Source organism: Pseudomonas sp. St290 (assembly GCF_018325805.1).
Lineage (GTDB): Bacteria > Pseudomonadota > Gammaproteobacteria > Pseudomonadales > Pseudomonadaceae > Aquipseudomonas > Aquipseudomonas bijieensis.
Genome location: NZ_AP014703.1, coordinates 5,115,603 through 5,142,021, shown reverse-complemented (window position 1 = coordinate 5,142,021; position 26,419 = coordinate 5,115,603). Strand labels below are relative to the sequence as shown.

22 protein-coding genes are annotated in these 26,419 nt (G+C 55.3%); 12 read left to right on the top strand and 10 right to left on the bottom strand.

The annotated features are described in order from the left end of the window. Positions 1–6: 6 nt before the first annotated feature. From PBDP_RS22340 to PBDP_RS22330, 3 genes are read right to left on the bottom strand one after another with little or no spacing between them, the layout of a single operon-like run. Positions 7–1,410, bottom strand: a complete 1,404-nt coding sequence (locus PBDP_RS22340) for a TolC family protein (protein ID WP_212801341.1) — start codon at positions 1,408–1,410, stop codon at positions 7–9. Next, positions 1,407–3,542 (bottom strand): peptidase domain-containing ABC transporter, encoded by a 2,136-nt coding sequence (locus PBDP_RS22335; protein WP_212801340.1) that lies wholly within the window; start codon positions 3,540–3,542, stop codon positions 1,407–1,409. The genes PBDP_RS22340 and PBDP_RS22335 overlap by 4 nt, the downstream gene beginning before the upstream one ends. Before the next feature lie 11 nt (positions 3,543–3,553). Next, positions 3,554–4,777 (bottom strand): HlyD family secretion protein, encoded by a 1,224-nt coding sequence (locus PBDP_RS22330; protein WP_249411871.1) that lies wholly within the window; start codon positions 4,775–4,777, stop codon positions 3,554–3,556. A gap of 667 nt (positions 4,778–5,444) precedes the next feature. On the opposite strand from PBDP_RS22330, the gene PBDP_RS22325 reads away from it, so the two are divergent. Then, a complete protein-coding gene (locus PBDP_RS22325; protein WP_212801338.1) occupies positions 5,445–5,912 on the top strand; it encodes a hypothetical protein in 468 nt (155 codons plus the stop codon). A gap of 67 nt (positions 5,913–5,979) precedes the next feature. On the opposite strand, the gene PBDP_RS22320 is transcribed toward PBDP_RS22325, so the two are convergent. Next, positions 5,980–6,480, bottom strand: a complete 501-nt coding sequence (locus PBDP_RS22320; protein ID WP_212801337.1) for a toxin-activating lysine-acyltransferase — start codon at positions 6,478–6,480, stop codon at positions 5,980–5,982. Positions 6,481–6,680: 200 nt separating this feature from the next. On the opposite strand from PBDP_RS22320, the gene PBDP_RS22315 reads away from it, so the two are divergent. After that, the gene (locus PBDP_RS22315; protein WP_212801336.1) at positions 6,681–8,390 is read left to right on the top strand and encodes a hypothetical protein; all 1,710 of its coding nucleotides are present in this window, start codon (positions 6,681–6,683) and stop codon (positions 8,388–8,390) included. 256 nt (positions 8,391–8,646) lie between these two features. Here PBDP_RS22315 and PBDP_RS22310 read toward each other — a convergent pair whose 3' ends face one another. Further along, entirely contained in the window at positions 8,647–8,847 is a 201-nt protein-coding gene (locus tag PBDP_RS22310) for a LuxR C-terminal-related transcriptional regulator (protein WP_283246397.1), read from the bottom strand. A 1,582-nt stretch (positions 8,848–10,429) separates the two neighbouring features. On the opposite strand from PBDP_RS22310, the gene cysM reads away from it, so the two are divergent. The 5 genes from cysM to PBDP_RS22285 all read left to right on the top strand — a co-directional run bounded on the left by cysM (position 10,430) and on the right by PBDP_RS22285 (position 16,654). Further along, positions 10,430–11,332 carry a cysteine synthase CysM gene (gene cysM, locus PBDP_RS22305; protein WP_109753959.1) on the top strand — a complete coding sequence of 301 codons (903 nt, stop codon included), beginning with the start codon at positions 10,430–10,432 and terminating at the stop codon, positions 11,330–11,332. Continuing rightward, complete coding sequence (gene rlmD / locus PBDP_RS22300) at positions 11,332–12,702, top strand: 23S rRNA (uracil(1939)-C(5))-methyltransferase RlmD (protein ID WP_212801335.1); 1,371 nt, start codon at positions 11,332–11,334, stop codon at positions 12,700–12,702. The genes cysM and rlmD overlap by 1 nt, the downstream gene beginning before the upstream one ends. 100 nt (positions 12,703–12,802) lie before the next feature. Then, a complete protein-coding gene (gene relA / locus PBDP_RS22295; protein ID WP_212801334.1) occupies positions 12,803–15,049 on the top strand; it encodes a GTP diphosphokinase in 2,247 nt (748 codons plus the stop codon). Between the two features lie 205 nt (positions 15,050–15,254). Then, complete coding sequence (gene mazG, locus PBDP_RS22290; RefSeq protein ID WP_212801333.1) at positions 15,255–16,088, top strand: nucleoside triphosphate pyrophosphohydrolase; 834 nt, start codon at positions 15,255–15,257, stop codon at positions 16,086–16,088. A 26-nt stretch (positions 16,089–16,114) separates the two neighbouring features. Continuing rightward, positions 16,115–16,654, top strand: coding sequence for a DUF2058 domain-containing protein (locus tag PBDP_RS22285; protein WP_030142404.1), 540 nt, complete (start codon positions 16,115–16,117; stop codon positions 16,652–16,654). 169 nt (positions 16,655–16,823) lie between these two features. Here PBDP_RS22285 and PBDP_RS22280 read toward each other — a convergent pair whose 3' ends face one another. The 4 genes from PBDP_RS22280 to purM form a co-directional block, all read right to left on the bottom strand. After that, positions 16,824–17,018 (bottom strand): hypothetical protein, encoded by a 195-nt coding sequence (locus PBDP_RS22280; RefSeq protein ID WP_109753963.1) that lies wholly within the window; start codon positions 17,016–17,018, stop codon positions 16,824–16,826. 401 nt (positions 17,019–17,419) lie between these two features. Beyond that, positions 17,420–18,133: a DUF3108 domain-containing protein gene (locus PBDP_RS22275; RefSeq protein WP_109753964.1), complete on the bottom strand. Its 714-nt coding sequence runs from the start codon at positions 18,131–18,133 to the stop codon at positions 17,420–17,422. 8 nt (positions 18,134–18,141) lie between these two features. Beyond that, complete coding sequence (purN, locus tag PBDP_RS22270; protein WP_003204660.1) at positions 18,142–18,792, bottom strand: phosphoribosylglycinamide formyltransferase; 651 nt, start codon at positions 18,790–18,792, stop codon at positions 18,142–18,144. Continuing rightward, a complete protein-coding gene (gene purM, locus PBDP_RS22265; RefSeq protein WP_109753965.1) occupies positions 18,792–19,850 on the bottom strand; it encodes a phosphoribosylformylglycinamidine cyclo-ligase in 1,059 nt (352 codons plus the stop codon). The genes purN and purM overlap by 1 nt, the downstream gene beginning before the upstream one ends. Before the next feature lie 365 nt (positions 19,851–20,215). Between purM and PBDP_RS22260 the strand changes: the two genes are divergently transcribed. From PBDP_RS22260 to PBDP_RS22240, 5 genes are all read left to right on the top strand, one after another. Then, positions 20,216–21,274: a DUF2066 domain-containing protein gene (locus tag PBDP_RS22260; protein ID WP_212801332.1), complete on the top strand. Its 1,059-nt coding sequence runs from the start codon at positions 20,216–20,218 to the stop codon at positions 21,272–21,274. Positions 21,275–21,306: 32 nt separating this feature from the next. Continuing rightward, a complete protein-coding gene (locus tag PBDP_RS22255) occupies positions 21,307–22,380 on the top strand; it encodes an AI-2E family transporter (RefSeq protein WP_109753967.1) in 1,074 nt (357 codons plus the stop codon). Between the two features lie 169 nt (positions 22,381–22,549). Further along, a complete protein-coding gene (gene hda / locus PBDP_RS22250; RefSeq protein WP_003178999.1) occupies positions 22,550–23,254 on the top strand; it encodes a DnaA regulatory inactivator Hda in 705 nt (234 codons plus the stop codon). 212 nt (positions 23,255–23,466) lie between these two features. Next, complete coding sequence (locus tag PBDP_RS22245) at positions 23,467–24,093, top strand: C40 family peptidase (protein WP_109753968.1); 627 nt, start codon at positions 23,467–23,469, stop codon at positions 24,091–24,093. 165 nt (positions 24,094–24,258) lie between these two features. After that, complete coding sequence (locus tag PBDP_RS22240) at positions 24,259–24,795, top strand: C40 family peptidase (RefSeq protein ID WP_212801331.1); 537 nt, start codon at positions 24,259–24,261, stop codon at positions 24,793–24,795. A gap of 141 nt (positions 24,796–24,936) precedes the next feature. Here the strand turns inward: PBDP_RS22240 and PBDP_RS22235 are convergent, their stop codons facing one another. Next, entirely contained in the window at positions 24,937–26,247 is a 1,311-nt protein-coding gene (locus tag PBDP_RS22235; RefSeq protein ID WP_212801330.1) for a PQQ-dependent sugar dehydrogenase, read from the bottom strand. Positions 26,248–26,419 lie beyond the last annotated feature (172 nt).

Genomic DNA, 26,419 nt, shown 5'->3' with positions numbered 1-26,419 from the left:
TGCTGTTTAGTATGGGTTCCAAAAACCAAGCAGTCCCAAATTTTCAGAAAAGCGTAATCGTGTGATGTGCCAGGTAGTCAAGGCGCTAATATGTTGATTTTCAGCACTTGCGTAGGTGTTTAAAGCACTCAATAACTCAATCACGCTACCCACCCCGGATCGATAGCGACCTTGCACGACCTCGAGGGATTGCTGTGATTGGGTGATCAACTTGTTGGTATGGTTCAGTCGCTGAAGTTCACTGCCAAGGGTTTGGTAATTTTCCCAAAGTTCAAGCGATAACCTCAGTTGTTCCTCCAGAAGCTCTTCCTTGCTTGCCTCAAGACGCGCAAGATCACCGCGTATCTGATACTTTCGGCTGAAACCATCGAACAGTGGAATATTTAATTGCAGGCCGATGGCTCTATCTCGGTCACGCCTGTCGCCGTTAAGCATTTGGGATTGGCTAATTCGGGCATGGGAAATATCGGCCGTCAATGAAAGGGTCGGTTTTCCAGCGGCGCGACTCTCGTCAAGCTTCGCTTCAGTGGCTTTGATCCGCGCTCTAACGGCTACCAAGGCAGGATGATCTTGGGCTTGTTGAAATAGCTCGTCAATTGTCTTGATGAATCGCGTATCGGGTAACGACGTAAGATCGCCCTCCAATTCGAATGGTGTCTCAGGAGAGAGTCCCATGCGCAGTGCAAGCATCCCAGTGGCATTGTGAAGCGCCCCCGCATCGCGAATCTGATTCAGACGGGCTTGGGAATAGGCTGCCTTAGCTTGCAATAAATCAGAAAGTGCTGCGACTCCAGAGTGATACATGGCTTCTGCGGCATCGAGATTTTCTGCTGCAAACGATGTAACTTTTGATGAGATGACCAAACTGCGCTGAGCAGCAAGAGCGCCATAGTAAAGCTCTGCTGCGGAAGCGAAAGATTTTTGCAGTACGGCGTCTTGGTTGGCGTTAGCAGCTATTAAGAGTTGCGTGGATCTTCGTAGCTCGGCTTCCCTCTGCCCAAAATCGAACAATATCCAGCTGAAATGCAATCTATTGGAAATCTGCCGTTGGTTTCCTTCGCTGGAAAGCTCACTTCGCTGCTCATAATCAGTAACGGTCCGTCCCGTAGACATACCGATGCTGCCAGTGAGCTTCGGAAAATATGAAGAGCGACTGACTCCGATTTGAGCGGCTTGCGCTTTTGCATGCGCCCAAGCCGAGCGTGTTTTTGGGTCATTGCAAAGTATTCGCTCTATGGTCTCCTGTAGAGACAGTTTTGTTGGGATACTTCCAAGGGCGCACGGCCGACCCGAGGTTGTCTTTGAAGAGGCTGATGTAACGTGGCTAGGTGCAACAAGCTCAGCACCTATAGCTGATAACGTTATGCCCCAGACAAGTATGGACAGCGTACAGGCGGAATAGCCCATCATTTAATCGCATCCACATGCGCGTGGATGGGGGAAGGTTCTAATTTGCCTGATTCCAATATGAAAACCCGGTCCGCCGACGCGATAGTCTCAGGCCGATGTGCGACAATTATTCGGGTTATTTTGAGTGAGCGTATGGCATCGTTGACTAATTGCTCACACTGTAGGTCAAGATGGCTGGTGGCTTCGTCAAGGAATAAAATTCTGGCTCTTTTATAAAGCGCACGAGCCAAGAGTACGCGTTGTTTCTGTCCGCCTGAGAGCACCGTCCCCATGTCCCCAACCAATGTGCTGTATCCCATAGGCATTGATTGGATACTACTATGTATCGCGGCCATTTTTGCACATTGCATTATCCAGGACATATCAGCATTCTGGTCGAAAAAAGAAATGTTTTCCGCCAGTGATCCGGCAAACAAGATATCATCCTGCATCACCGTGCCGACCATGTCTCGGAGGGTGTTAACGCCAATGTCTCTCACTTCCATTCCGGCAATTCTGATTTGCCCTTCGCTGGCAGGGAGAATCCCTAGCATCAAGTTGATCAATGTGCTTTTCCCGGCACCAGACGCTCCTGTGATGGCTATCGATTCACCCTCAGCTATATATAAATTCACTTTGTCAATAACGTAAGGTTCTTGGTCGGAGTAGCGGTACATCAAGTTTCTTATTTCAATATCTGCGCTGCGTGTGTGGGGTATGGCTAAATTAATTTCTCCGTGGCTATTCTCTGGCGGATGAAGAACAATATCGGCCAAGCGCTCACCATGGAGTTGGAGCATGTGTAATTCAAAAAAATGGTCTACCAGGCTAGATACCCTACTGGCGAATTGTGTCTTATAGGCGGTGAAGGCCATTAATACACCCACACTGAAATGTCCACTTATTACCATGCTGGCGCCAAGCCACACTGCAAGCAAGTTTTCAATGCCGAAAAGTAAACCGTTAAGTTGTGCATACAGAAGTTGCATTTTTTGAGATCGAATATCTGCATTAATTTGCTCGATCAACAGGCCTAACCAAGTGGAGCGTCGTTCATCGGGTCGCCGGAATAGCTTTATCGACCGAATTCCCCTGACGGTTTCCAAAAAGTGGCTCTCCTGACGCGCAGCATGGATTATCTGTTCTTCCGTTGCCCTGCGGAAAGGGGCGTGCCAGATGCAGCGGCCTAATATATAAAGCACCATGGCGATGAGAGAAATAAAAGTTAGAGCGGGGCTGTACGTAAACATCAGCGCTAATGTAGCGGTACTCATCAGGCCATCAAGGATACTGGAAAAAAACGTGGAGGTAAGTGTCCGTTGGATATGGTCCATCGCGCCAAAACGCGATACGACATCCGCCAGATGTCGTCTTTCAAAAAAATGAATAGGCAATCTCAAAAGATGACTGAATACATTGGCACACCATTGCACACTAATCATTGTATTCATGTGAATCAACACCCAGGCACGAATGGCTGTTACTCCCTGTTGCATTAGCATTAATAACCCAAAACCTAATACAAGGGTTTTTAGCAACTCGCTATCCTCACTGACAAGGACATTGTCGATCGTCCACTGGAGAAAAAACGGACTGACGAGAGAAAATATTTCCAACGCGACCGCCAATAGAAGTACTTGTAATACCGATCGATACAGGCCTGCCGTTTTTCCAAGCATTTTGGAAAGCTTGATGCTTGGCTCTTTTTTCTTCTCTTCAAAATCAAATTCTGGCCATAGTTCTAGGGCTATTCCAGTAAAAAATTCACTGCTCTCGGTGAGTGATATATGTCGAATACCTCGCGCTGGATCGTGTAACACAAGATGACTTTGATGTACGGACTTCAAGACTACAAAGTGATTAAAGTTCCAGTGAAGAATACAGGGCAGTTTAAGTTGTGACAGGTCTTTCATGTCGAGCCTGATGGCTCGTGTTCCTAGCCTCAATTGATCGGCTATTTGAATGATGTGCTTTAATGTCATGCCTTTTAATGAGGTTTGGAATCTATTTCGGAGTTCATACAGGCTTGAATTATGTCTATGATAACCGAGTATCATGGCTAAACATGCCAGGCCGCATTCAGTGGCTTCGGTTTGCAGTAATAGTGGAAGCTGGCGCCTCCAATGGAGTGAGATTGCATTCGTATAATTCAACGGAGTTGCTCCTAAAACCTGCCCGTCAAGCTATAAAGAGGCTCAAGTACCCATTCATAAAGATGGCGAGTCTCTTGCATGATGTCCGCTTCAAGTAACATACCGGTTTGCAATGGCCGTTGTTCGCCATAGGCCAAGACATGCTGTTGGTCCAGCCCGACGCGTATTCGGTAATAGCGTTCGCCGTCCAGGCCAATCCCGGGGATTTCTCCGACCGCGTTTGCAAGCTCCACGGCAGAAACCGAGGTCCTGGAGATGGATTTGACTGTGCCGTTATGTTGCCCGAATTTTTGATAGGGATAGGGTTGATAGCGAATGCGTACTTTGTCGCCCACCCGGATGAAACCGATGGATTTACTCGGAGAATAAAGTTCGGCCTGCAATAAGGAATTATTTGGAACAATACTTAAAAGAGATCTGGCTGTGCCTGTCGTCTGTCCGGGTTCCGCGAAAATTGTAGTTACTACACCTTCTTGCGGAGCCTTGATAACTAATATACGTCGCGCCTCACTCTCGATGAGCTCTCGGTCAATTTCCGATAGCGCTCTATGAACGATGGCAAGTTGATTCTCATGTCGAGCGGATAAGCCAGAAAGTTCGTTATGGCGCTCGGCTATCTGTTGTCGCAGTGAGGAGCGATCTCGTTCAAGGGCATTTAATTTCTGCTGATAATTGAGTAGCTCTGCCTGGCGCTGCTGTAGCTGATCCATGGCTATATATCCCTTTTCCATTAGTCCCGAATAGCGACTGGTGGCATTGGAAGCCAAGGCAACCAACTGTTGTTGACTGAAAATTTGTCCGGCTAAGATCTCCAACTCATTTTTTAAGCTGCTTAAGTGGGTTGTGAGGCTTTTTCTTTCATCAGTCTGCAGTATCTTTATTTTTTTGTGTTCATCAAGTAAGGACAATTTTCTCTGCTTGAGGTTGTTGCTGATACTTTCCTGAACTGGGTCGGCATTTTCGCCATAGTGCTCACTGGACAATGTGAGAAGTAGAGTGCCCCTCTTAACGTATTGCCCCTCATGAATAAAGCTTTCAAGCACCCGTCCTTGTTGTGGAGCATAAACTTTAATTTGTCCTGAGGATGGCAGTAGCTGCCCAGCTATGGTGCTTCGCTTGGTATAGCTTCCCCATATAAAAAAAATAATTACGATTGATGCAAGGAGTGTGGCGAAGACTGTGAAGAAGGTGAACGAGACTGGACGAATCAGCAAGATGCTGCCTAACCACTGCATCTGCGGGGTTTCTAGAGCCTCTGTTCTGAATAGCGACGTATTTTGGGTCAATGTGAGCATTCCTTGCCGACAATAATTGCATTTCGGAGCCCTTGGAAAAGGCAGCCGCATCGCGGCGAGGCAGTAAAGATTTCCATGGATGCCCGTTTGGGGCACCCCTACATGTGTAGGGTACAAATCATCGATTTTGTCCGCTATCGTGAACTGAACTTTGTCACATTATTCAATAATGTGGATGAAGTAAGAAAGTAATCACTATGCCGCTTAGGTAGGAAAGAGGAAAAATTGCCATGAGAAAGTTATCGTGTATTGAACTATCACTAGTATCTGGAGGCGGCTCAGGTGACTCGGGTTCCACATTTTTCGGAAATGCTGGAGCCACTTTGGGCGCGGCAGCGGGCGCAGCAATTGGAGGAAGAGTGGGGCTTGGCACGCCAGGCGCGGCCGTTGGGAGTGGCCTTGGAGCCTTGGCAGGGGAGGGGACTTACAATGCTGTGAAGAACGCTGCTGACTCTTGGAATCCAAGTGCTTTCCATGGGGCTTCTTTTTTCCCCCAAGTGCCCGGAGGTAGGAGTAGTTAACAATTAGGTTGTCTACTAGATGTGCTGTGAATAATTACGAGTATGTCTAGTAGATTGAATATAAAAAGAGCGCAAGAGATTGAGGCATGACTGGGATAAGATTGAAGAGGTTGAAGCTTAAAGAGCAATTGTCGACTGACCTTTTAAAGATGTTCGCTTTGATTGAAAAAGCTACAATGACCTCTGTGTTGATGACGCTGGTGTTTGCTGTTATGAATAGAATATCCCTGATTAACGGATTTTTTGGTTGGGAGGTGTTGAGCGGACTGATAGGGTATTTGGTGATTACTACCAAAAAAATGTATTATGATGAAGCATTTTCCGAGCTTAAAATAGATTCTGATGTGGATCTAGATTTGTTGCAGTACGCGATGCTGTCTATTGGTTATTCAGAGAAAAAAGTTAATGTGTATTTGTCAAAAAAGCTCTTCAGTTTCTTTTTTTATTGCAAGTCAGAAGCTATAACATATACCCCGCAAAGAGGGGTGGTAATTTTTACTGGGCCCTACGAAAAACTGTTAAAATTTTCACATGTTTATAATAGGTGTGCATGAGCTGGAGGTTCTCTCCTGCTTAAGATTTGGCGGTATGGAGCAGATGGCGATCAATGGTTTCTGATTGTTACTTAAAGTTTATCGAAAGCGTTGCGTATTTCCTAATAGAGATGGCACGGCTTCCTACCCTTCTGATTGAATTATCACTATTCCGGCGCCCCCAAAGCACCCTGTCTATTCCAAGCGAGTGCAGATGCTTTTTTAGAGGTTTGATTGCTTCTGCTGTACGCCCCAAGGGAAAGCAAAAGTCAATAATCCAAGTTCTACCTCCTTCATTCCATTCGGATGCATGAAGTAAAAAATTTGGATCTTTCAGTAGTCTAGTTTCGCTGTCTGGGGCTAAATGCGCCCAAGTTACATACCCAATGGGTGAGTCATTTTTGTCGAAAAAAAATAAAATCTGTTTGTGGTCTATTGCTGGAGCTATCCAGAGCCGCAAAGTCATGATTTCAAAAAGTGAATAGTTACTACTCGTGCAAATTATTATGCAGGCAAAGCCAATGAGTTTTGCCCTGTTTGATGAGTAATCACTTCGGCAGTAGGTATATAGTTTGGCCGGGGTTTTCATATGTGATCCTGTGGCAGTTAACAGGTGTTAGGTTACGAGGACGGTTTGGGTTATCCAGTTACGTCCACTTCGGTATTGAAGGTTTGCATGGATGTTCGTTGAGGTCATCCCTACATGTGTAGGGTACAAATCATTAATTGTGGTCGATATTGTTGAGCCATATGTGCTGTTCGGAACGGCGATTGGTGAATGAGCGATCTATGAAAAAATTATCGGATCTGCATGAGGTCTTTGTGAGTTTCAAAGCAGAGAAAATAGAAGGTACCTCCATCGTCTTCTTTAATAAGGGTCTAAAACTTGACCTAGTCGAAGCGGACGCCCTTTCTAGGTACAGCTATGTTGTGGGAGGTGGGGCGGGGAAAAAAGAGGAGCGGCGCAGCAAAATTTTTTTTGCCGAAAGATATGGTGGTGATGGAATTTTAAGAAATGGAGGAGGTGGTCGCTGTGGATTTGACGGTGATTTTCAATTGAAAGGAATTGGACCTAACCAATTAGTGGCGAAAGATGCTGTTTTTGCTGATGGAAATGGCTTGATGAGCCTTAATTCTGCGATCTATGAAACTGTCTGGTCGGAGATTATAAATATAGCACTTCCCTACGGAGCAGCTAGGTCTGTTGCTGTCATAGATACAGGGCTGAAGTTTGAGTGTGAAAATAAAACCTATCTTCGTGGGCTGTTAGTTAGAATGCCTACGGTGCGTCCGGCACATTTTATTAGTGCGATATATTTTAGGGAGAGGCATGTAGGTGCATTGAGTAATGACGCCAAGCGTGTTCGTTTGGCGGTAAGTAAGCTCGTTGAGTTTTTACCCTTGGACCATGGAGGTTGTTTATCAGGATCCTTGCATGAGCGACTATATTTAGGTCTTCGTGAGCTTGCAAAACGTTATGCGAGACAATTTGCTGCTGCGAGGGTGAAGCAAATAATTCATTTCAATGTAACTCCATCAAACTTAACTCTGGATGGGGCGTGGATAGACTTTAGTAGTGTGCGAATTTTTTCTGATTTAATTCCAGTTGATAGGGATGACTATGAACGATTTGTTGGGGAGCATATTCCGGCTATCGAAAGCATTCGGAATATATGCTATTACTTGAGTAAATATAAAGTTGTTGGTTTGGATGATGCAAATGAAATTGCGGAGAGTTCGGTAGATGAATTTCTGGGGGAGTATGATCGTCAATTTAACTTGCATTGTGCGATGCGCATGGGTTTTCCGGCTGTTTTGCTGAATCATGTACTTGATAGTGGTGTTTTTATCGAGTTCGCTGCGGTTGTCAAAGAGTTGCTGGTTTTTGATGATCTTTCAATGAGGTTTGTTACAAATGAAACCGGTTGGAAAGGCTATGAATGTTGGGGTTTTCGATTGTATGCAGCACTATTAAGAGGAAAGGTGCTTGGTGTGGAGCCGGATTTTATAGCGTTAAATGTAGAGCCGACTTTGCTAAAAGCGCTGGTTATAGCATACGGTAATTTCTTTGATTTTTTATGTTGTAAGGCGCGCTCGGTTGGAGTGAGTTTTAGAAATTTGGTGGTTGGCATGGCAATAAATGTTGTCAGGGTTAATCATGTTGATGTCGCTCTAACTGGACTTGAAGGAAGTATTGATGACGTTGTTGGTAGTGGTAACGACTCTACTAATAGGGTTGGCCGTTTGGTTGAGGACGTTGTAGGTGTGGCATGTCTTCAATTCTACAATGAGGATGGTGTTAGAGTTCCATATTGGGTCAGCCGGTCATTAGAGATTTGGTTTGATATTGCCAGTGGTTTTTATGTTCTAAAGCAAACTGGTCAGGATTTGTATTCGGTAAAGTGTTTGTCGAGATTTAACGTGCAAAATCCGGAAGTGCTTAAGGCAATTGCTTTTTATGCTGGTATATGGGATGTCGTTGATGAAGGGGGGCGTTGATGCCTCGGTTATGTAATGTGGACTCATTTGGATGGAGATTTTATTGGCTTTGGGTGTAAACTTAAATTAATTAAAGTCGTGGTGACCGAATGGATAAAATTTTCTCGATAAACAGTATAGTTTGTATTTTTTTTTGGTTCGTTTTTTTGTGTGTGATGTCTGGTCCTGTTGTTACAGTGGCTTGGTTTTGTTTTGAGGTGGGCGTGATGTCCATGTTATCGGGAAGTGGTGCGAGCTTGTACAGTGTGCGATGTTTTTAATCTCTGTTGAGTTTTTCCGACAATAGCTTTCCTCTGGAATTTACCCCCTTTTTTTGTAAAATTGAGGAGACGTGTTCTCGTACCGTGAAATCGCTAATGCCGAGTATTAAGGCTATTTTTTTGTTTGTTTCACCTAGCAGAAGTAGTTGTAAGACTTCATGTTCTCGTTTTGTTAGGTCTTTATTGACTCTCTTCAATTGGCTGTTCTCTGATTGGGATTGAGCGCTGAGTTGCTTGATAATAATGTTATCAATGTATTTGAGAGTTCGCTAGTTCATGGGTTTCTCGATTGGTCGCGGGAAATATCCGTTAAAAAATCGTATTCCTACAGAATTTTATGTGGTTCAGGGAAATAACTTCCCTTGCTGGGTAAGAGGTACTACAGAAAGTGGCGGGTATGACAGTTAGATGGAGCGAATATGGAGGACGCGGCAGGTTGGTTGCGTCTTATACCTTATCCCTGTTCGGATACGTTCCTGTCGTCTTGTGGTTGCTTTGGGTCAGGTAACGCCCCATAGCTCATCGAGCGTGGGCCCTAAGGACAGGGAGCTTGCTCTCACCGGGGCGCGAAGCGGTCTCAAAAACGTAAGCGTTCCACAACCGTCATCTAGTCAAAACGTGGACAGAGCGTTTGGCCATACGACCGACGTCTGCAGTTCCAAGACGACAGGACTTCGTAGTTTTCAGCTGGCGATGTTTGTGGCAACCGCGCGAGTGCTTGACACAGACACGTATAGGGTCTCTGGCCGTCTCTTTGATTGGGTGCTCACCGTGGCGCCTTCGGGAGTATCGCTGAATATTCGGTTCTTCTTCCGATCAACTACGGCGACCAACGCTCAGTTCGACCAGCGCACCCAAAGCGTCCATGGGTTTTCGGAAGTTGACGGTTTTCGGGGTAGAGATAGGCTTTTGACTTTGATGTTGAGTCGAATTATGTCGAATGGGCTCCAGAAAGGGATCGAGAGAACGCGGGATTCATGGGGCGCTTATGAAACAACTCCAAAGGCTTATGAGTTAATTTCACATGCCTTGGCGCAGGGGCACCCAGCTAGCCATTGATTGCAGCAGGGATGTCTGTATCAATTCGTGCTTTCCCGACAAGCGACGTAAGTTAAAGGGGGGCTTTCGTCGAAGTTACTCTCCAGGCTCAACCCCACGAACCTGTTTTATCCTGTTTTACCTCTCGATGTACGTCACGTGTCCGTTCGCCTTCCCCAGTCATCAGCCACACTTCACTGACACATAGCAAACGTGCCAATTGCTCCATTCGCGACCGTGGTACACCCCGCGCGCTCCAATTCGTCAAGCATTGAGGGCTAACACCCAGCACCTCGGCGAAAGCCGAAGGGGCGATGTCGTATTCTTCCAATAGGTAGCGCAAGCGCCTTCCGCAAGCCTGCCGGGCGCCGGGCTGCGGATCTCTTTGTTCCCACCAAGCGTTCACCATCGTTATTGCTTTGCATCCTGCTTGTACGTTTAGCGGTATAACTGTAAGAACACGGTGCAAAGCCACATAGCCTTGAATGTTTGCTCATCCATGTAAAAGGAACGAGCCCACAAGCAGGCAGGAGGAATGCTGACAGACAGTGCTTACAGAAGGTACGTATGGACGATATGGGTTCTTGGCTCTGTAGGGAAAGGATTACTCCCACATAGTAGCGGGCTTAGCTTTTTGCTCGCTTATTCCCACAAGCCATAACGACCACACTTTGCGTGATATGGCCTCGCCAGGTTTGCCGGTATGATAGGCGCCCCCGCAGTCCGGATTGCGAATACGCCATGACTCTGCAGTACCCAACCATCGCCGATTGCGTCGGCAACACCCCGCTGGTCCGTTTGCAGCGCCTGCCTGGCGTGACCAGCAATACGCTTTTGCTCAAGCTCGAAGGGAATAACCCGGCGGGTTCGGTCAAGGACCGGCCGGCGCTGTCGATGATTACCCGTGGCGAGTTGCGCGGGCAGATCCGGCCCGGCGATACGCTGATCGAGGCGACCTCCGGCAACACCGGCATCGCCCTGGCGATGGCGGCGGCGATCAAGGGCTACAAGATGATCCTGATCATGCCCGACAACTCCAGCGCCGAGCGCAAGGCGGCGATGACGGCCTACGGCGCCGAGTTGATCCTGGTGACTCAGGAGGAGGGCATGGAAGGTGCCCGGGACCTGGCCGAGCGCATGCAGGCCGAGGGGCGTGGCAAGGTGCTGGATCAGTTTGCCAACGGCGACAATCCCGAGGCCCACTACACCACCACCGGCCCTGAGATCTGGCGCCAGACCGACGGCACCATCACTCATTTCGTCAGCTCGATGGGCACCACCGGTACCATCATGGGCACCTCGCGCTACCTGAAAGAACAGAACCCGAACGTGCAGATCATTGGCCTGCAGCCGATGGAAGGCTCGGCGATCCCGGGCATTCGTCGCTGGCCCGAGGAGTATCTGCCGAAGATCTACCAGGCCGAGCGCGTGGACCGCATCATCGACATGGCCCAGAGCGAAGCGGAGGACGTGACCCGTCGCCTGGCGCGTGAAGAAGGTATCTTCTGCGGCGTGTCTTCCGGCGGTGCCGTGGCGGGCATGCTGCGCCTGTCCAAGGAAGTGGAGAATGCGGTGATCGTCGCGATCATCTGCGACCGTGGCGACCGTTATTTGTCGACCGGCATTTTCGACGCGCCCAACTGATGGCCAAGCAAGAAAGAGGCTTGCGCTTCCAGCCCAGCGGCGGAAGCCGGGCCCCGCAAGTGCCCACCGGTAAAAAACAGCGCCTGACCATCGAGCGCCTGGCCAATGATGGCCGGGGCATTGCCTTTGTCGACGGGCGTACCTGGTTTGTCATCGGCGCCCTGGCCGGTGAGGAGGTCGAGGCGCGGGTGCTCGGGGCCCATGGCAAGGTGGTCGAGGCGCGTACCGAGCGGGTGTTCCTGTCCAGTGAACTGCGTCGCTCGGCGCCGTGCATCCATGCCGGTCGTTGCGGCGGTTGCAGCGTCCAACATTTGCCCCATGCCGAACAACTCGCCCTGAAACAGCGCATGCTCGCCGAGCAGTTGTCTCGCGTGGCCGGGGTGGAACCGGATGAATGGGCCGCGCCATTGAGCGGGTCGGAATTCGGTTACCGACGTCGCGCCCGGGTGGCGGTGCGTTGGGACCAGAAAGCGAAAAAACTCGAAGTCGGTTTCCGTGCCGCCGGCAGTCAGGACATCGTTGCCATCGGCGATTGCCCGGTGCTGGTACAGCCCTTGCAGCCGATCATGAGCCGCTTGCCGGAGATGCTCAGACGCTTGAGCAAACCCCAGGCGCTGGGGCATGTGGAGTTGTTCGCCGGTTCGTCCCTCGCGGTACTGCTGCGCCATATGGCACCGCTGTCGGAGGCCGACCTGACGATCCTCAAGGACTTCTGTGGGTTTCATGAGGCGCAGTTGTGGCTGCATGGTGAAGGCGAGCCGCAACCGGTCGATCCAGGGCGAGCCTTGGGTTATCGCCTGGAAACCTGGGGCCTGGAGCTGGCTTACCGGCCTGGGGATTTCATCCAGGTGAACGCTGCGGTCAACGAGGCAATGATCGCCCAGGCGCTACAATGGCTCGCGCCGCACGCCGAGGAGCGAGTGCTGGATCTGTTTTGCGGCCTGGGCAACTTTGCCTTGCCGTTGGCCAAAAGCGTGCGCCAGGTGGTGGCCGTCGAAGGCGTGCAGACCATGGTGGAGCGTGCGGCGGCCAATGCCGTCAGCAACAATTTGCATAACACTGCCTTTTTTCAGGCCGATTTATCCCAGCCTCTGGCAGATGCCGAATGGATCGGCGAAGGCTTTTCTGCGGTACTCTTGGACCCACCCCGTGACGGTGCTTTCGAGGTGGTGCGCAAGCTGTCGTCCCTGGGTGCCAAACGGTTGGTTTATGTATCGTGCAACCCGGCAACTTTGGCCCGGGATACGGTCGAACTGATCAAGCAGGGCTACCGGTTAAAACGTGCCGGGATTCTCGATATGTTTCCTCAAACGGCGCATGTCGAGGCCATGGCGTTATTTGAAGCGAGCCAGGATGGCTTGTCCGACTGACCCGTTCGTGCCAACCCGCCACAGCCCTGGGCGCAAACACGGGCATGAAGGTCAGCGAAGTTGACGCATTGAATCTGCGTCGTAGGGAAGGTAAGTAAAGATGGTACAGGTGAGAGCACACCAGCCGATCAACACCGACGGCAGTATCAATCTCGAGGCTTGGCTCGATCATGCGGTCAGCGTCGACATGGCACTGGATCGCGAAGCCTTGAAGGCCGCCTGCGAGTTTGCTCGCGAGGCGGAGCAGCAACATAACGCGGCGAAGAACCTGTGGTCTGAAGGCACCTCGAGTTTCCAGACGGGCCTGGAGATCGCCGAAATTCTCGCTGACCTCAAGCTCGACCAGGACTCCCTGGTAGCGGCGGTGCTGTACCGCGGGGTGCGTGAAGGTCAGATCCAGCTACCGGTGGTCAGCCAACGTTTCGGCACGGTGGTCGCCAAGCTGATCGACGGCGTGCTGCGCATGGCCGCTATCAGTGCCAGCCTCAGTCCGCGCCAGTCCATGGTGCTGGGCACCCAGGGCCAGGTGGAAAACCTGCGCAAGATGTTGGTGGCAATGGTCGACGACGTGCGCGTCGCGCTGATCAAGCTGGCCGAGCGCACCTGTGCGATCCGCGCCGTGAAGTCCGCCGATGACGAAAAGCGCAATCGCGTCGCCCGGGAGGTGTTCGACATCTATGCCCCCCTGGCCCACCGTCTCGGCATCGGTCACATCAAGTGGGAGTTGGAGGACCTGTCCTTCCGCTACCTGGAGCCCGACCAGTACAAGCAGATCGCCAAGCTGTTGCATGAGCGGCGCCTGGATCGCGAGCGCTTCATCACCGATGTGATGACCCAGTTGCGCGAAGAGTTGCAGGCCACCGGCGTGGAAGCCGACATCAGCGGCCGGGCCAAGCACATCTACTCGATCTGGCGAAAAATGCAGCGCAAAGGCCTGGAATTCAGCCAGATCTACGACGTTCGCGCCGTTCGCGTACTGGTCCCGGAAATGCGCGACTGCTACACCGCGCTGGGGATCGTCCACACCTTGTGGCGGCACATTCCCAAGGAGTTCGACGACTACATCGCCAACCCTAAGGAAAACGGCTATCGCTCGTTGCACACTGCAGTGATCGGCCCCGAGGGCAAGGTACTGGAAGTGCAGATCCGCACCCATGCCATGCACGAGGAAGCCGAGCTGGGCGTCTGCGCCCACTGGAAATACAAGGGCACCGACGTCAAGTCCGGGTCCAACCACTACGAAGAGAAAATCTCCTGGCTGCGCCAGGTGCTCGAATGGCATGAAGAGCTGGGCGATATCGGTGGCCTGGCCGAACAGCTGCGCGTCGACATCGAGCCGGACCGGGTCTATATCTTCACCCCCGACGGCCACGCCATCGACCTGCCCAAGGGCGCGACACCGCTGGACTTCGCCTACCGGGTCCACACCGAGATCGGCCACAACTGCCGTGGCGCCAAGATCAACGGGCGGATCGTGCCGCTCAACTACAGCCTGCAGACCGGTGAGCAGGTCGAGATCATCACCAGCAAGCACGGCACGCCGAGCCGTGACTGGCTGAACCCGAACCTGGGCTACATCACCACATCGCGGGCGCGGGCGAAGATCGTCCACTGGTTCAAGTTGCAGGCCCGCGACCAGAACGTCGCCGCCGGCAAGACCCTGCTCGAGCGTGAACTCGGTCGCCTGGGCCTGCCCCAGGTGGACTTCGACAAGTTGGCCGAAAAAGCCAACATGAAAACCGCCGAGGACATGTTTGCCGCCCTAGGTGCTGGCGATCTGCGCCTGGCGCAGTTGGTCAACCTGGCCCAGCAGCTGGTGGAGCCAGAGCGTGGCAACGAACAACTGGAGCTGATTCCGCGCAAGGCCACTGGCTACAAACCGGGCAAGCGCGGCGATATCCAGATCCAGGGCGTGGGCAACCTGATGACCCAGATGGCGGGCTGCTGCCAGCCATTGCCGGGGGATGCGATCGTCGGCTACATCACCCAGGGCCGTGGCGTGAGCATTCACCGCCAGGACTGTGCCTCGGTGCTGCAACTGGCCGGTCGCGAGCCGGAACGGATCATCCAGGTCAGCTGGGGCCCGGTGCCGGTGCTCACCTACCCGGTGGACATCGTCATCCGCGCCTACGACCGCTCCGGCCTGCTGCGTGACATCTCCCAGGTGTTGCTGAACGAGCGGATCAACGTGCTGGCGGTCAACACCCGCTCCAACAAGGAAGACAACACCGCGCTGATGTCCCTGACCATCGAGATTCCGGGGCTGGATGCGCTGGGGCGGTTGCTGGGGCGGATTTCCCAGTTGCCGAACATCATCGAGACCCGGCGGAATCGGACGCCGGGTTAAGCGCAGTCCAAAAATGTGGGAGCGAGCTTGTGGGAGCAAAGCCTGTGGGAGCAAAGCTTGCTCGCGGTTGTGGTAGTGGCCCCCAGCCCATCTGGAGACTGACTCACCGTTATCGCGAGCAAGCTTTGCTCCCACAGATCTGCTCCCACAGGCGTGCTCTCATTGAATTATTTCCCACAGGGCTTTTTTGTAATGGGATGGATTGATGTACAGCCTTGAAGACCTGCTCCACCTGATGAACCGCCTGCGAGACCCGCAGTACGGCTGCCCGTGGGACATCCAGCAAACCTACGCGACCATCGTCCCCCATACCCTGGAAGAAGCCTACGAAGTGGCCGATGCCATCGAGCGTGGCGATTTCGATCATTTGCAGGGCGAGTTGGGCGACCTGCTGTTCCAGGTGGTGTATTACAGCCAGTTGGCCCGGGAAGAAAACCGCTTCGAATTCGCCGGCGTGGTCGACAGCATCACCCGCAAGCTGATCCGTCGCCATCCCCATGTGTTTCCTACCGGTGACCTGTATGCGCCCGTGGACATCCCGCGCCTGAGCGAAGAACAGGTCAAGCAGCGCTGGGAAGAAATCAAGGCAGAGGAGCGGGCCGAGAAGGCCTCGGCGCCGGAGCAGTTGTCGTTGCTCGACGATGTGCCTGCGGCCTTGCCGGCGTTGTCCCGTTCGGCGAAGCTGCAAAAGCGTGCCGGCCAGGTCGGTTTCGACTGGCCAGGTCCGTTGCCGGTGCTCGACAAGGTCCGGGAAGAACTGGATGAAGTCCTCGAAGCCATGGCCGATAACGATCCGGTGGCCATCGGTGATGAGATCGGCGACCTGCTGTTCAGCGTGGTGAACCTGGCCCGCCATCTGAAAGTCGATCCGGAAACGGCCCTGCGTGGCGCCAACGGGAAATTCGAACGCCGTTTCCGATTTATCGAACAGGCATTGCGCGACACCCACCGTCCCATGGAAGATTGCACCCTCGAAGAGTTGGACGCCTTGTGGGGCGAAGCCAAACGTCAGGAAAAGAATTTGCCCAGCTGTGGCTGAGGCCGTTGCCTAAGTGAGTAAGCACCATGAGCCTTTCCCTTCGCGACCAGTTGCTCAAAGCAGGACTGGTCAACCAAAAGCAGGCCAAGCAGGTCGGCAAAGAGAAACAGAAGCAGCAGCGCCTGGCCCATAAAGGCCAGATAGAACTGGATGATTCCCAGCAGCGCGCGGCCCAGGAAGCCATGGCCGAGAAGGTCAAGCGCGACCAGGAGCTCAATCGCCAGCAGCAGGAAAAGGCCGAGCAGAAGGCCCGGGCCGCGCAGATCAAGCAATTGATCGAAGTCTCGCGCCTGCCGAAGCTGACCACCGAGGACTATTACAACTTCGTCGACGACAAGAAGGTCAAGCGCATCTCGGTCAACACCTTGATGCGCAACAAGCTGAGCAGCGGCTCGCTGGCGATCGTCCACCATGCCGGCGGCTACGAAGTGATCCCGCGTGAAGCGGCCCTGAAGATTCAGGAGCGCGACCCCAAGCGCATCGTTCAGCTCAATACGCAGACCGAAGAAGTGGATGCGGATGATCCGTACGCGGCGTATCAGATTCCGGATGATTTGATGTGGTAAGCCGGACAGCAAGCTAAACGCAAAACCTGGAACATCTGCAGAGATCTCTAGGAAAACTGTGGGAGCAAAGCTTGCTCGCGATAGCTGAGTATCAGGCAATATCTTTCTGTCTGACACAGTGCTATCGCGAGCAAGCTTTGCTCCCACAGGTTCATGGGGGTTCTGTCGTTCAGGATTCTGCCATTTCCCGCGAGCGCAACCTTTCCTCGCGCTCCAGCTCAGCCTTGTAGTTATGAGCATCGGTCTCGGAGTGGAACATCCCCACCAGCAAATCCTGTTGATGCACATCCCAGATCCGGATACCGGCGGCAATGCCTTCGTGGGACATATGGGCGTCATCGCGTTCAGTTACTTTCACAGTCATCTTGCAAGCTCCAATCTCTGTTATCTGCAGCAAGGCGTGTGCAGGACTTTGTTATAGATTTGGATAGCGTGCTAAGTAAATGCGTCGGCGCGTTAAGAAGTTTTCATGGAAATCGCAGCCATCCTGCAGGCCAGGCGGTGCGCGGCATTCGGTCGCAGGGGGGCTTTCATGAAGAAGATTTCATGTTGCAGGCTGCCCCACTTGTTCCTTGGGAGCCAAACCTGTGGGAGCGAGCTTGCTCGCGATGGTGGTGTGTCAGTCAATAGTGAGGTTGGCTGATGCGACGCCATCGCGAGCAGGCTCGCTCCCACAGGTCTATTTCCCACAGGTTTGTGTGGTGGTCATGAAATCCAGGCAAAAAGAAGCCCCGCATGTGCGGGGCTTCTTGGTGTTGGCTTCAATCAGCTGCCTTTCACAGCCTTGCCATTGACCGTACCGTCCAGGAGCATGATGTTGTACTCCTTGCCGTCGGTCTCGACCTGTTGCAGGCGCACCAGCAGGTAATCCCAGTCCTTGGCGAACCAGAGCACGGTGATGCGTTTGCTTTGTGTCGGGTCGCGCACGCGCTCGACTTTGATTGCGTCGATCTGGCCGGCCTTGGTGTCGACTTTTTCCGAGCCCAGCACGCGGAAGTCATAGGTATCGACTTCGCCGTCATCGACGACCTGATAGCTCATGCTTTTCTTGCCGACCGCCACGTCGTGCTGCAGGGCCAACTGGTAAGTGGATTTATCGACCATGCCACGGTTGAGCGGCAGCTTGACCGCATCGCCGCGATCGGTGCCGGTGACCATCTTGGTGTTCCAGTCGAAATCCAGGTCGGCCTTCTTGGCTTTGCCCAGGCCACCGCGTTCGAAATGGTAGGACTGTGGCAGCAGGGTGTCCTTGTCCAGGGTCAGGGTGCTTTCTTCGGTCAGGCTGGCGATCATCATCGACGCCTTGAAGCTCAGCTTCCAGGTGCCGTTGGCTTCCTTGGTCAGGCTACGCTCGGCGGTGCCGCTCATGGGCAACTGTTTCCAGTCGGCGGTATAGCTGGCGGAGAACGGTTGAAGTTCTGCTGCCTGTGCCAGGGGCAAGGCCAGCAGAGCGCAAGCGAAGAGCAGGGCGCGACGCATAAAATCTCCTAGTATCGAATCAAATGGCCGCTGGCGGCGAGTAACTGGCCGTCCAGTGAGGCACCGCGATCGTCGAGGGTCAGCCGTCCTTCGGCAAACCAACGCACGGCCATCGGGTAGATCTGGTGCTCGCGGGCGTGAACCCGTTGCGCCAGGCTTTGCGGCGTGTCGTGCAACTCTACCGGTATTACTGCCTGTACGACCAGTGGTCCGCCATCGAGTTCCTCGGTGACAAAGTGCACCGAGCAGCCGTGCTCAGTGTCTCCGGCCTCCAGCGCCCGCTGGTGAGTGTGTAACCCTTTGTATTTGGGCAGCAGCGAGGGATGGATATTGAACAGGCGGCCCTGGTAGTGACGCACGAAGCCGGCGCTGAGGATGCGCATGAAACCGGCGAGGACCACCAGTTGCGGATTGAAGGTGTCGATCTGTTCGATCAGCGCGGCGTCGAAGGCTTCGCGGCCCTCGAACGCCTTGTGATCGAGGACGCGGGTGTCGATCCCCGCATCCTTGGCGCGTTGCAGGCCGTAGGCGTCGGCGCGGTTGGAAATCACCGCGCGGATACGGACCGGGCTGTCGCCGGTCCGTGTGCTGTCGATCAGGGCCTGCAAGTTACTGCCGGTGCCGGACAGCAGCACCACCACGTCACAGGTTGCGGACATCAGTGCGCCTTAAGGTTTTTCAGCTCGACCTGGGCAGCGCCTTCGGCGGCGGCGGCGATCTGGCCGATGACCCAAGGCTGCTCGCCGGCTTCACGCAGTACGTTCAGGGCCGTCTCGACGTGCTCCTGGGCCACGCAGATGACCATGCCCACGCCGCAGTTCAGCACGCGGTGCATTTCGGTTTCATCGACGTTGCCTTTTTCTTGCAGCCAGTCGAACACCGCCGGGCGGGTCCAGCTTGCCACGTCGACCACAGCCTGGGCGCCTTTTGGCAGCACGCGCGGGATGTTGTCCAGCAGGCCGCCGCCGGTGATGTGGGCCATGGCCTTGACGGCACCGGTGTCCTTGATCAGCTTGAGCAGCGGCTTGACGTAGATGCGGGTCGGGGCCATCAGCAGGTCGGCCAGTGGCTTGCCGTCGAGCTGGGTGTTTACGATGTCGGCACCGGAGACTTCGATGATCTTGCGGATCAGCGAGTAGCCGTTGGAATGCGGGCCGGAGGACGGCAGGGCGAGCAAGGCATCGCCGGTGGCGACTTTCGAGCCGTCGATGATCTCGGCCTTCTCCACGACGCCGACGCAGAAGCCGGCCAGGTCGTAGTCTTCGCCTTCGTACATGCCAGGCATTTCAGCGGTTTCGCCGCCGACCAGGGAGCAGCCGGACAGTTCGCAGCCGGCGCCGATGCCGGTGACAACCTGGGCAGCGGTGTCGACATTCAGTTTGCCGGTGGCGTAGTAATCGAGGAAGAACAGCGGCTCGGCGCCGCAGACCACCAGGTCGTTCACGCACATGGCCACCAGGTCGATGCCGATGCTGTCGTGCTTGTTCAGGTTCAGCGCCAGGCGCAGCTTGGTGCCGACGCCGTCGGTGCCCGAGACCAGCACCGGTTGCTTGTAGCCGGCCGGGATCTCGCAGAGGGCGCCGAAACCGCCCAGGCCGCCCATGACTTCCGGACGCGCAGTGCGCTTGGCGACGCTCTTGATGCGTTCGACCAATGCTTCACCGGCGTCGATGTCTACACCGGCGTCCTTGTAGCTCAGGGAGGGTTGCTTGCTCATGATCCAGGCCTTTAGGGGGGATTTCTGGGTAACGACCGACCGCCGGGGCCATTGAATAACCGTTGTACGAATTATTCCGGATGCCCAGCCATTGCCGGTCTGCGAAGGCGCGCGATTTTATCAGGCTTGAGGGGCAGCGGCCATCCTCGCGCCGACGGGCAGGGACATATCCACGGAAAAAAACCGATATTTCTTATATTGGTACTGTGTAGCGCGTCTGTATAAGGTGTAGCGGTAACCGGTTATGGTGATGACAGTGCGAAACTTCCACCGGGCGTGTGAATGTTTTGCCGGGTGCTGTGGTCACAGCCATGCTCAATCTTCTTCACACGGCCTGTTCCAGCCGTTATGTCCGGGAATCTTCCATGCGTTTGTTCAAGTTCTTGTCCGTGGGCTGCCTGTCGCTGATCAGCCTGGCGAGCCATGCCGAAACCCTCAACGGCCTCTATCAGGTGTTCGAACCGGTCACCAGCCAGACGCCGGAGGAGCGCAACCAGGCGACCCTGCGCGCCTTGGATACGCTGGTGCTGCGCCTGACCGGCGATGCCAAGGCGGCCCAGAACCCAGGCCTGGCAGCGATTCGCCAGGATCCGCAGCAGATCATTCTTCAATATGGCTACGATGCTGGCCCGCCGGAAAGCCTCAAGGTCGACTTCGACCCGGCGAGCACTGATCGGGCCTTGCGCTCGGCAGGGTTGTCGCTGTGGAGCGCGAACCGGCCATCGATCCTGGGTTGGTGGCTGAATGACTCGGCCGAGGGTTCCAGCCTGGTGGGCGATGGCCAGGCCAGCGCCGCGCCGCTGCGACGTGCCGCCCAGCATCGGGGCCTGGCGTTGCACCTGCCGTTGGCTGACCTGAGCGAGCAGATCGTCGCCACCGCGCCAAACCTGGAAGGCAGCGACCCGGCGCCGTTGCGCGATGCCTCGGAACGCTACGCGACGGACGCCTTGCTGGCGGTCCACGCCAAGGAAGAAGGTGGTCAGTGGCATGGCACCTGGCGCCTGTGGCTGGGGGACCAGCGCGAGCAGGGCACAGCCCAGGGTGCCGATCCTGCGGCCCTGGCCGATGCGGTCATGCTCGCGGTGAGTCAGCGTCTGGCGCCGCGTTTCGTCGCCAAGCCGGGCGTGGCCACCGAGCAATTGCTGGAAGTGCAGGGCATGAACCTGGAGCGTTACGCGGCGCTAGGGCGTTTGCTCGAGCCGTTCGGTGGGCAGTTGCAGCGGGTTGAAGGGGACCGGATCGTCTATCGGGTCAACGGCAGTGCCGAACAGCTGAAGGCGCAGTTGGCCCTGGCCAAACTGCAGGAAATTCCACCCGGCGAGGCCGTCGCGCCAGTGCCTGTGGCGCCGCCAGCCGCCGATGGTTCGGTCCCGGTTGCAGCGCCTGCGCCTGCGCCGGCAGCCAATTTGCGGTTCCGTTGGTAGGTTTTCTTTCTTTATATAGCTAGGAGTGGTTCATGGGCGATACGCGGCGTTGGTTCTGGTTGGGTGGGGTCGCCCTGCTGTTCGCGTTTATCTATCTGCTGCATCCGATCCTCACGCCGTTCCTGGTTGCGCTGTTGTTGGCCTATCTGTTTGACCCGGTGGTGGATCGCCTGGAAAAACTCGGCCTGTCGCGGACCTGGGGTGTGGTGACGGTCTTTGCGTTGTTCACTTTGATCGTGGTCGCGCTATTGCTGGTGCTGATACCAATGCTCGCCAAGCAACTGCTGCGCCTGTACGAATTGGCGCCGCAGATGCTCGATTGGTTGCAGCACAGCGCGGTGCCGTGGGTGCAGTCGAAACTGGGGTTGTCGGACGGTTTCTGGAAGTTCGACAAGGTCAAGGCCGCCATCAGCGAGCACATGGGCCAGACCACCGACATAGTCGGCGTGGTGTTGAGCCAGGCCACGGCTTCGAGCCTGGCGTTGATTGGCTGGCTGGCGAACCTGGTGCTGATTCCCGTGGTGGCTTTCTACCTGCTGCGGGATTGGGATCTGATGATGGCCAAGATCCGCAGCCTGCTGCCACGTCATCGCGAAGAACGCATCATGACCCTGACCGGCGAATGCCACGAAGTGCTGGGGGCGTTCGTGCGCGGACAACTGCTGGTGATGGTGGCCCTGGGTTTCATCTATGCGGCTGGGTTGATGTTGGTCGGGTTGGAACTGGGACTGTTGATCGGCTTGATCGCCGGGCTGGCGGCCATCGTGCCGTACATGGGCTTTGTGATCGGGATTGGCGCGGCATTGATCGCCGGGTTGTTCCAGTTCGGCGGCGACTTGTACCCGATGGTGGGTATCGTGGCAGTGTTCATGGTCGGGCAGGCCCTGGAGGGCATGGTGCTGACGCCGCTGTTGGTGGGCGACCGCATTGGCCTGCATCCCGTGGCTGTGATCTTCGCAATCCTGGCAGGGGGCGAGTTGTTCGGCTTTACCGGGATCCTGCTGGCGTTGCCGGTGGCGGCGGTGATCATGGTGCTGGTGCGTCATATGCACGATCTGTACAAGGATTCGGACATCTACAGCGGCGCCGAAGACCCTGACCTGTAGGGCAAATGATGGGTGGGGTGTCAGGGAAACTGACGCTCCGCGCCCTTGCCGCTGCAAACCTTTGATTTTGCTCGTGGTCCGGCGCATTGTGCGGTCCGCGTCACGGGTATAAACTTTGCGCACTTTACACAGAGGCCACTAACGGTTCCTTGGGAACTGTTCAGTCAGCATGAAACCGATTCAGCTGCCCCTAGGTGTGCGTCTGCGTGATGACGCCACCTTTATCAACTACTACCCAGGCGCCAATGCCGCTGCACTCGGCTATGTCGAGCGGCTTTGCGAAGCCGACGCCGGCTGGACCGAGAGCCTGATTTACCTGTGGGGCAAGGATGGGGTAGGGCGCACGCACTTGTTGCAGGCGGCTTGCCTGCGCTTCGAGCAATTGGGCGAACCTGCGGTGTACCTGCCGTTGGCCGAGTTGCTCGATCGCGGCGTGGAAATCCTCGACAACCTGGAACAGTACGAACTGGTTTGCCTGGACGATCTCCAGGCCGTGGCCGGCAAGGCTGATTGGGAAGAGGCGCTGTTTCATCTGTTCAATCGGTTGCGTGACAGTGGTCGACGCTTGCTGATCGCCGCATCGACGTCACCGCGGGAGCTGCCAGTGAAGCTGGCGGACCTCAAGTCCCGTCTCACCCTGGCGCTGATTTTCCAGATGCGCCCGCTGTCCGACGAAGACAAGCTCCGTGCCTTGCAGTTGCGCGCTTCCCGACGTGGCCTGCACCTGACCGACGAAGTCGGGCATTTCATCCTCACCCGTGGCACCCGCAGCATGAGTGCATTGTTCGAGCTGCTCGAACGCCTCGACCAGGCCTCACTCCAGGCCCAGCGCAAGCTGACTATTCCTTTTTTGAAAGAAACCTTGGGTTGGTAGAACCTTTCCAACTAGTGGCTCTTAGCCTGCTTTGGACACGGCGAAACCCGCGGCCCTGCTGGGTTGCAGGCCTCGTGAGATTCAAAATGGGCTTAAGCGCTTAGATGTAAACGTAAAACCGAGAAGTCACATTTGCATCGATTGAATTTGCAAATGAGGTTGATAGAAGGCATAGTCTCGCCATCTTTACTACTTCAGCCACGGTCGTGCCCATGCTAAATCGCTTCGCACCCCTCGTGCCTCTCGCACTCGTTACCCTGTTGTTCGGTTGCGCTGCCCACTCCCCAGTGTCCCAGCAAGAGCAACAACCACAGGTCAAGAACTCCGTTACCGCCCAGTCTTCCTCCGTTGCGTTCCAGGAAGAAATGGCCTCCGACAAAGAGCTCGCAGCCTTCGCCGGCAGCAAGCCTTACCAGCTTCCAGTACTGGCCGACAGCATCCTGGAACGCGGCATGTCGTTGATCGGTACTCGCTACCGTTTTGGCGGGACCTCTGAAGCCGGCTTCGATTGCAGCGGTTTCATCGGTTACCTGTTCCGCGAAGAAGCCGGCATGAACCTGCCGCGCTCCACCCGTGAAATGATCAACGTGAACGCCCCACTGGTAGCACGCAACCAGTTGGAGCCCGGTGACCTGCTGTTCTTCAGCACCAACGGTCGTCGTGGCCGCGTCAGTCACGCCGGTATCTACCTGGGTGACAACCAGTTCATCCATTCCAGCAGCCGCCGCAGCGGTGGCGTGCGGATCGACAGCCTGGGCGACAGCTACTGGAGCAAGACCTTCATCGAAGCCAAGCGCGCCCTCGCCATGGCACCGACTGTGATGACTGCTCGCAAGTAAGCACACAGTTTGTAAGGCAAACTTAAAGTCTTACTTGAAGTTTGCCACATAGTCGCTAGAATCCTTGATCATTGATTGATGGCAATCCGCCTGCGTACTACGCAGGCGGATTCGTTTTCATGCCCACGGCAGAAAAGCCGCATCCAGATCAGGATTGTTCTGCATATGTCGACGTCGGCCCGCCTCGCACTTATCTTTTGCGCCGCACTGCTCAGTGCGTGCGCCAGCCGTACCCCGCCGCCAGCACCTGTTGTGCGGGCACCGGTGGTGTTTGCTCCCACGCAATCCTTTTCCCCAGCCGCCGAAGACGTGCTGTTCCGGGCGCTGGGCCTGGTGGGGACGCCTTATCGTTGGGGTGGCAACACGCCGGATTCAGGCTTCGATTGCAGTGGTCTGATTGGCTATGTGTACCGCGACGCCGCCGGTATTGCCCTGCCACGTTCCACGCGGGAAATGATCAGCATGCGGGCGCCTGAAGTGGGTAAGGATGCGTTGCAGAGCGGTGACCTGGTTTTCTTCGCCACCAACGGCGGTTCACAGGTCAGCCACGCCGGGATCTATGTCGGTGAGGGGCGGTTCGTCCACGCGCCGGCCACTGGCGGTACGGTCAAGCTCGACAGCCTGTCCAAGGCTTATTGGCAGAAGGCCTACCTGGGTGCCAAGCGTGTGTTGCAGCCGGAGCATCTGGCGCGCAATCCCTGAGTTGTTGTTTTGTTGCCCTGATCTGTGGGAGCAAAGCTTGCTCGCGAAACAGGCGCCTCGATCTCTGACAGACCGCATCGCTTCCATCGCGGCAAGCCTTGCTCCCACAGTTCGGGCGGCGCTCACAAGGGTGTGTCGACCTTATTTACCTGACACCCGCCAAATCTTGTTCCCCACATCATCCGCCACCAACAACCCGCCCTGCTTATCGATCACCACGCCCACTGGCCGGCCCTGGGCTTTTTCGTCGGCATTCAGGAAACCGGTCAACACATCCACCGGTTGCCCTACCGGCTTGCCGCCGTTGAACGGTACAAAAATCACTTTATAACCACTGTGGGGCTTACGGTTCCAGGAGCCATGCTGGCCGATGAAAGCCCCTTCGGTAAACGGTGCGGGCAAGGTGCTGCCCTCGGCGAAGGTCAGGCCCAGTGAGGCGGTGTGGGGGCCGACGGCGTAGTCCGGGGCGATGGCCTTGGCCACCAGCGTCGGGTTCTGCGGTTCGACCCGGGTATCGACGTGCTGCCCGTAGTAGCTGTAGGGCCAGCCATAGAATGCGCCGTCCTTGACCGACGTGATGTAGTCCGGCACCAGGTCGCTGCCGATCTCATCCCGCTCGTTCACCGCCGTCCACAGCGCGCCGCTGCGGGGCTCCCAGGCCAGGCCGTTGGGGTTGCGCAGGCCCGAGGCGAAGATCCGGTGATTGCCGCTGGCACGGTCCACTTCCCAAATGGCCGCGCGACCCTCTTCGGCCTCCATGCCATTTTCCGCGACGTTGCTGTTCGAGCCCGTGGTGACGTACAACTTGCTGCCATCGCGGCTGGCAATCACGTTCTTGGTCCAGTGGTGGTTGAGCGTGCCCCCGGGCAGGTCGACGACCTTGGTCGGCTGGGCCTTGATTTGCGTATCGCCGTCCTTGTAGGGGAAGCGGATCAGCCGGTCGGTATCGGCCACGTACAGGTCATTGCCCACCAGGGTCATGCCGAACGGCGAGTTGAGGTTTTCCAGGAACACCGTGCGGGTTTCGGCGATGCCGTCGTGATTGGCATCGCGCAACAGTGTGATGCGATTGGGGCTTGGCACTCCGGCGCCGGCGCGGCCCATGACCTTTTTCATCACCCAGCCACGGATGCCCTTGGCGTCGTCCGGCTTGGGCGGAGCGTTGGTTTCGGCCACCAGCACATCACCGTTGGGCAACACATACAGCCAGCGCGGATGGTCCAGCCCTTCAGCGAACGCGCCCACTTGCAGGCCCTGGGCTGGGGTTGGCTTGGCGCCTTCGGGCCAGCCGATGGCTTCGGCGATGTTGACGGTCGGGACGAGAGTCTTGTTCGGTTCGGGCAGTTTCGGCGCAGGCCCGGTGCCATCGGACACTTGCAAGGTGGAAGACTCGCCGCAAGCGACAAGCCCGGCGGCGAGGGCGACGATCAGGAGATGGGGTGGCTTGAGCATGCTGGCTTCCCTATGAATGCATGTAGTTATTCATAGAGGAGCGTAGACGCGCGATGGTTCAACCGTGGGTAGGCCTGTCAGCGAGGTAGTATCTGGATTTTGTGCATGCTGAAAATCCAGTGTGGGAGCGAGCTTGCTCGCGATAGCGGCGCCACAGCCGGCGAAGATGTTG

Bases quoted from the DNA above. Each gene is read 5' to 3' on its own strand.
- PBDP_RS22320 (WP_212801337.1), bottom strand. From the start codon at position 6,480: ATGAAAACCCCGGCCAAACTATATACCTACTGCCGAAGTGATTACTCA.
- PBDP_RS22245 (WP_109753968.1), top strand. From the start codon at position 23,467: ATGCTAAATCGCTTCGCACCCCTCGTGCCTCTCGCACTCGTTACCCTG.
- PBDP_RS22275 (WP_109753964.1), bottom strand. From the start codon at position 18,133: ATGCGTCGCGCCCTGCTCTTCGCTTGCGCTCTGCTGGCCTTGCCCCTG.
- PBDP_RS22285 (WP_030142404.1), top strand. From the start codon at position 16,115: ATGAGCCTTTCCCTTCGCGACCAGTTGCTCAAAGCAGGACTGGTCAAC.
- PBDP_RS22330 (WP_249411871.1), bottom strand. From the start codon at position 4,777: ATGCAGTGGTTAGGCAGCATCTTGCTGATTCGTCCAGTCTCGTTCACC.
- PBDP_RS22325 (WP_212801338.1), top strand. From the start codon at position 5,445: ATGACTGGGATAAGATTGAAGAGGTTGAAGCTTAAAGAGCAATTGTCG.
- PBDP_RS22260 (WP_212801332.1), top strand. From the start codon at position 20,216: ATGCGTTTGTTCAAGTTCTTGTCCGTGGGCTGCCTGTCGCTGATCAGC.
- PBDP_RS22235 (WP_212801330.1), bottom strand. From the start codon at position 26,247: ATGCTCAAGCCACCCCATCTCCTGATCGTCGCCCTCGCCGCCGGGCTT.
- PBDP_RS22255 (WP_109753967.1), top strand. From the start codon at position 21,307: ATGGGCGATACGCGGCGTTGGTTCTGGTTGGGTGGGGTCGCCCTGCTG.
- mazG (WP_212801333.1), top strand. From the start codon at position 15,255: ATGTACAGCCTTGAAGACCTGCTCCACCTGATGAACCGCCTGCGAGAC.
- PBDP_RS22340 (WP_212801341.1), bottom strand. From the start codon at position 1,410: ATGATGGGCTATTCCGCCTGTACGCTGTCCATACTTGTCTGGGGCATA.
- purN (WP_003204660.1), bottom strand. From the start codon at position 18,792: ATGTCCGCAACCTGTGACGTGGTGGTGCTGCTGTCCGGCACCGGCAGT.
- PBDP_RS22240 (WP_212801331.1), top strand. From the start codon at position 24,259: ATGTCGACGTCGGCCCGCCTCGCACTTATCTTTTGCGCCGCACTGCTC.
- rlmD (WP_212801335.1), top strand. From the start codon at position 11,332: ATGGCCAAGCAAGAAAGAGGCTTGCGCTTCCAGCCCAGCGGCGGAAGC.
- hda (WP_003178999.1), top strand. From the start codon at position 22,550: ATGAAACCGATTCAGCTGCCCCTAGGTGTGCGTCTGCGTGATGACGCC.
- purM (WP_109753965.1), bottom strand. From the start codon at position 19,850: ATGAGCAAGCAACCCTCCCTGAGCTACAAGGACGCCGGTGTAGACATC.
- PBDP_RS22280 (WP_109753963.1), bottom strand. From the start codon at position 17,018: ATGACTGTGAAAGTAACTGAACGCGATGACGCCCATATGTCCCACGAA.
- PBDP_RS22315 (WP_212801336.1), top strand. From the start codon at position 6,681: ATGAAAAAATTATCGGATCTGCATGAGGTCTTTGTGAGTTTCAAAGCA.
- cysM (WP_109753959.1), top strand. From the start codon at position 10,430: ATGACTCTGCAGTACCCAACCATCGCCGATTGCGTCGGCAACACCCCG.
- relA (WP_212801334.1), top strand. From the start codon at position 12,803: ATGGTACAGGTGAGAGCACACCAGCCGATCAACACCGACGGCAGTATC.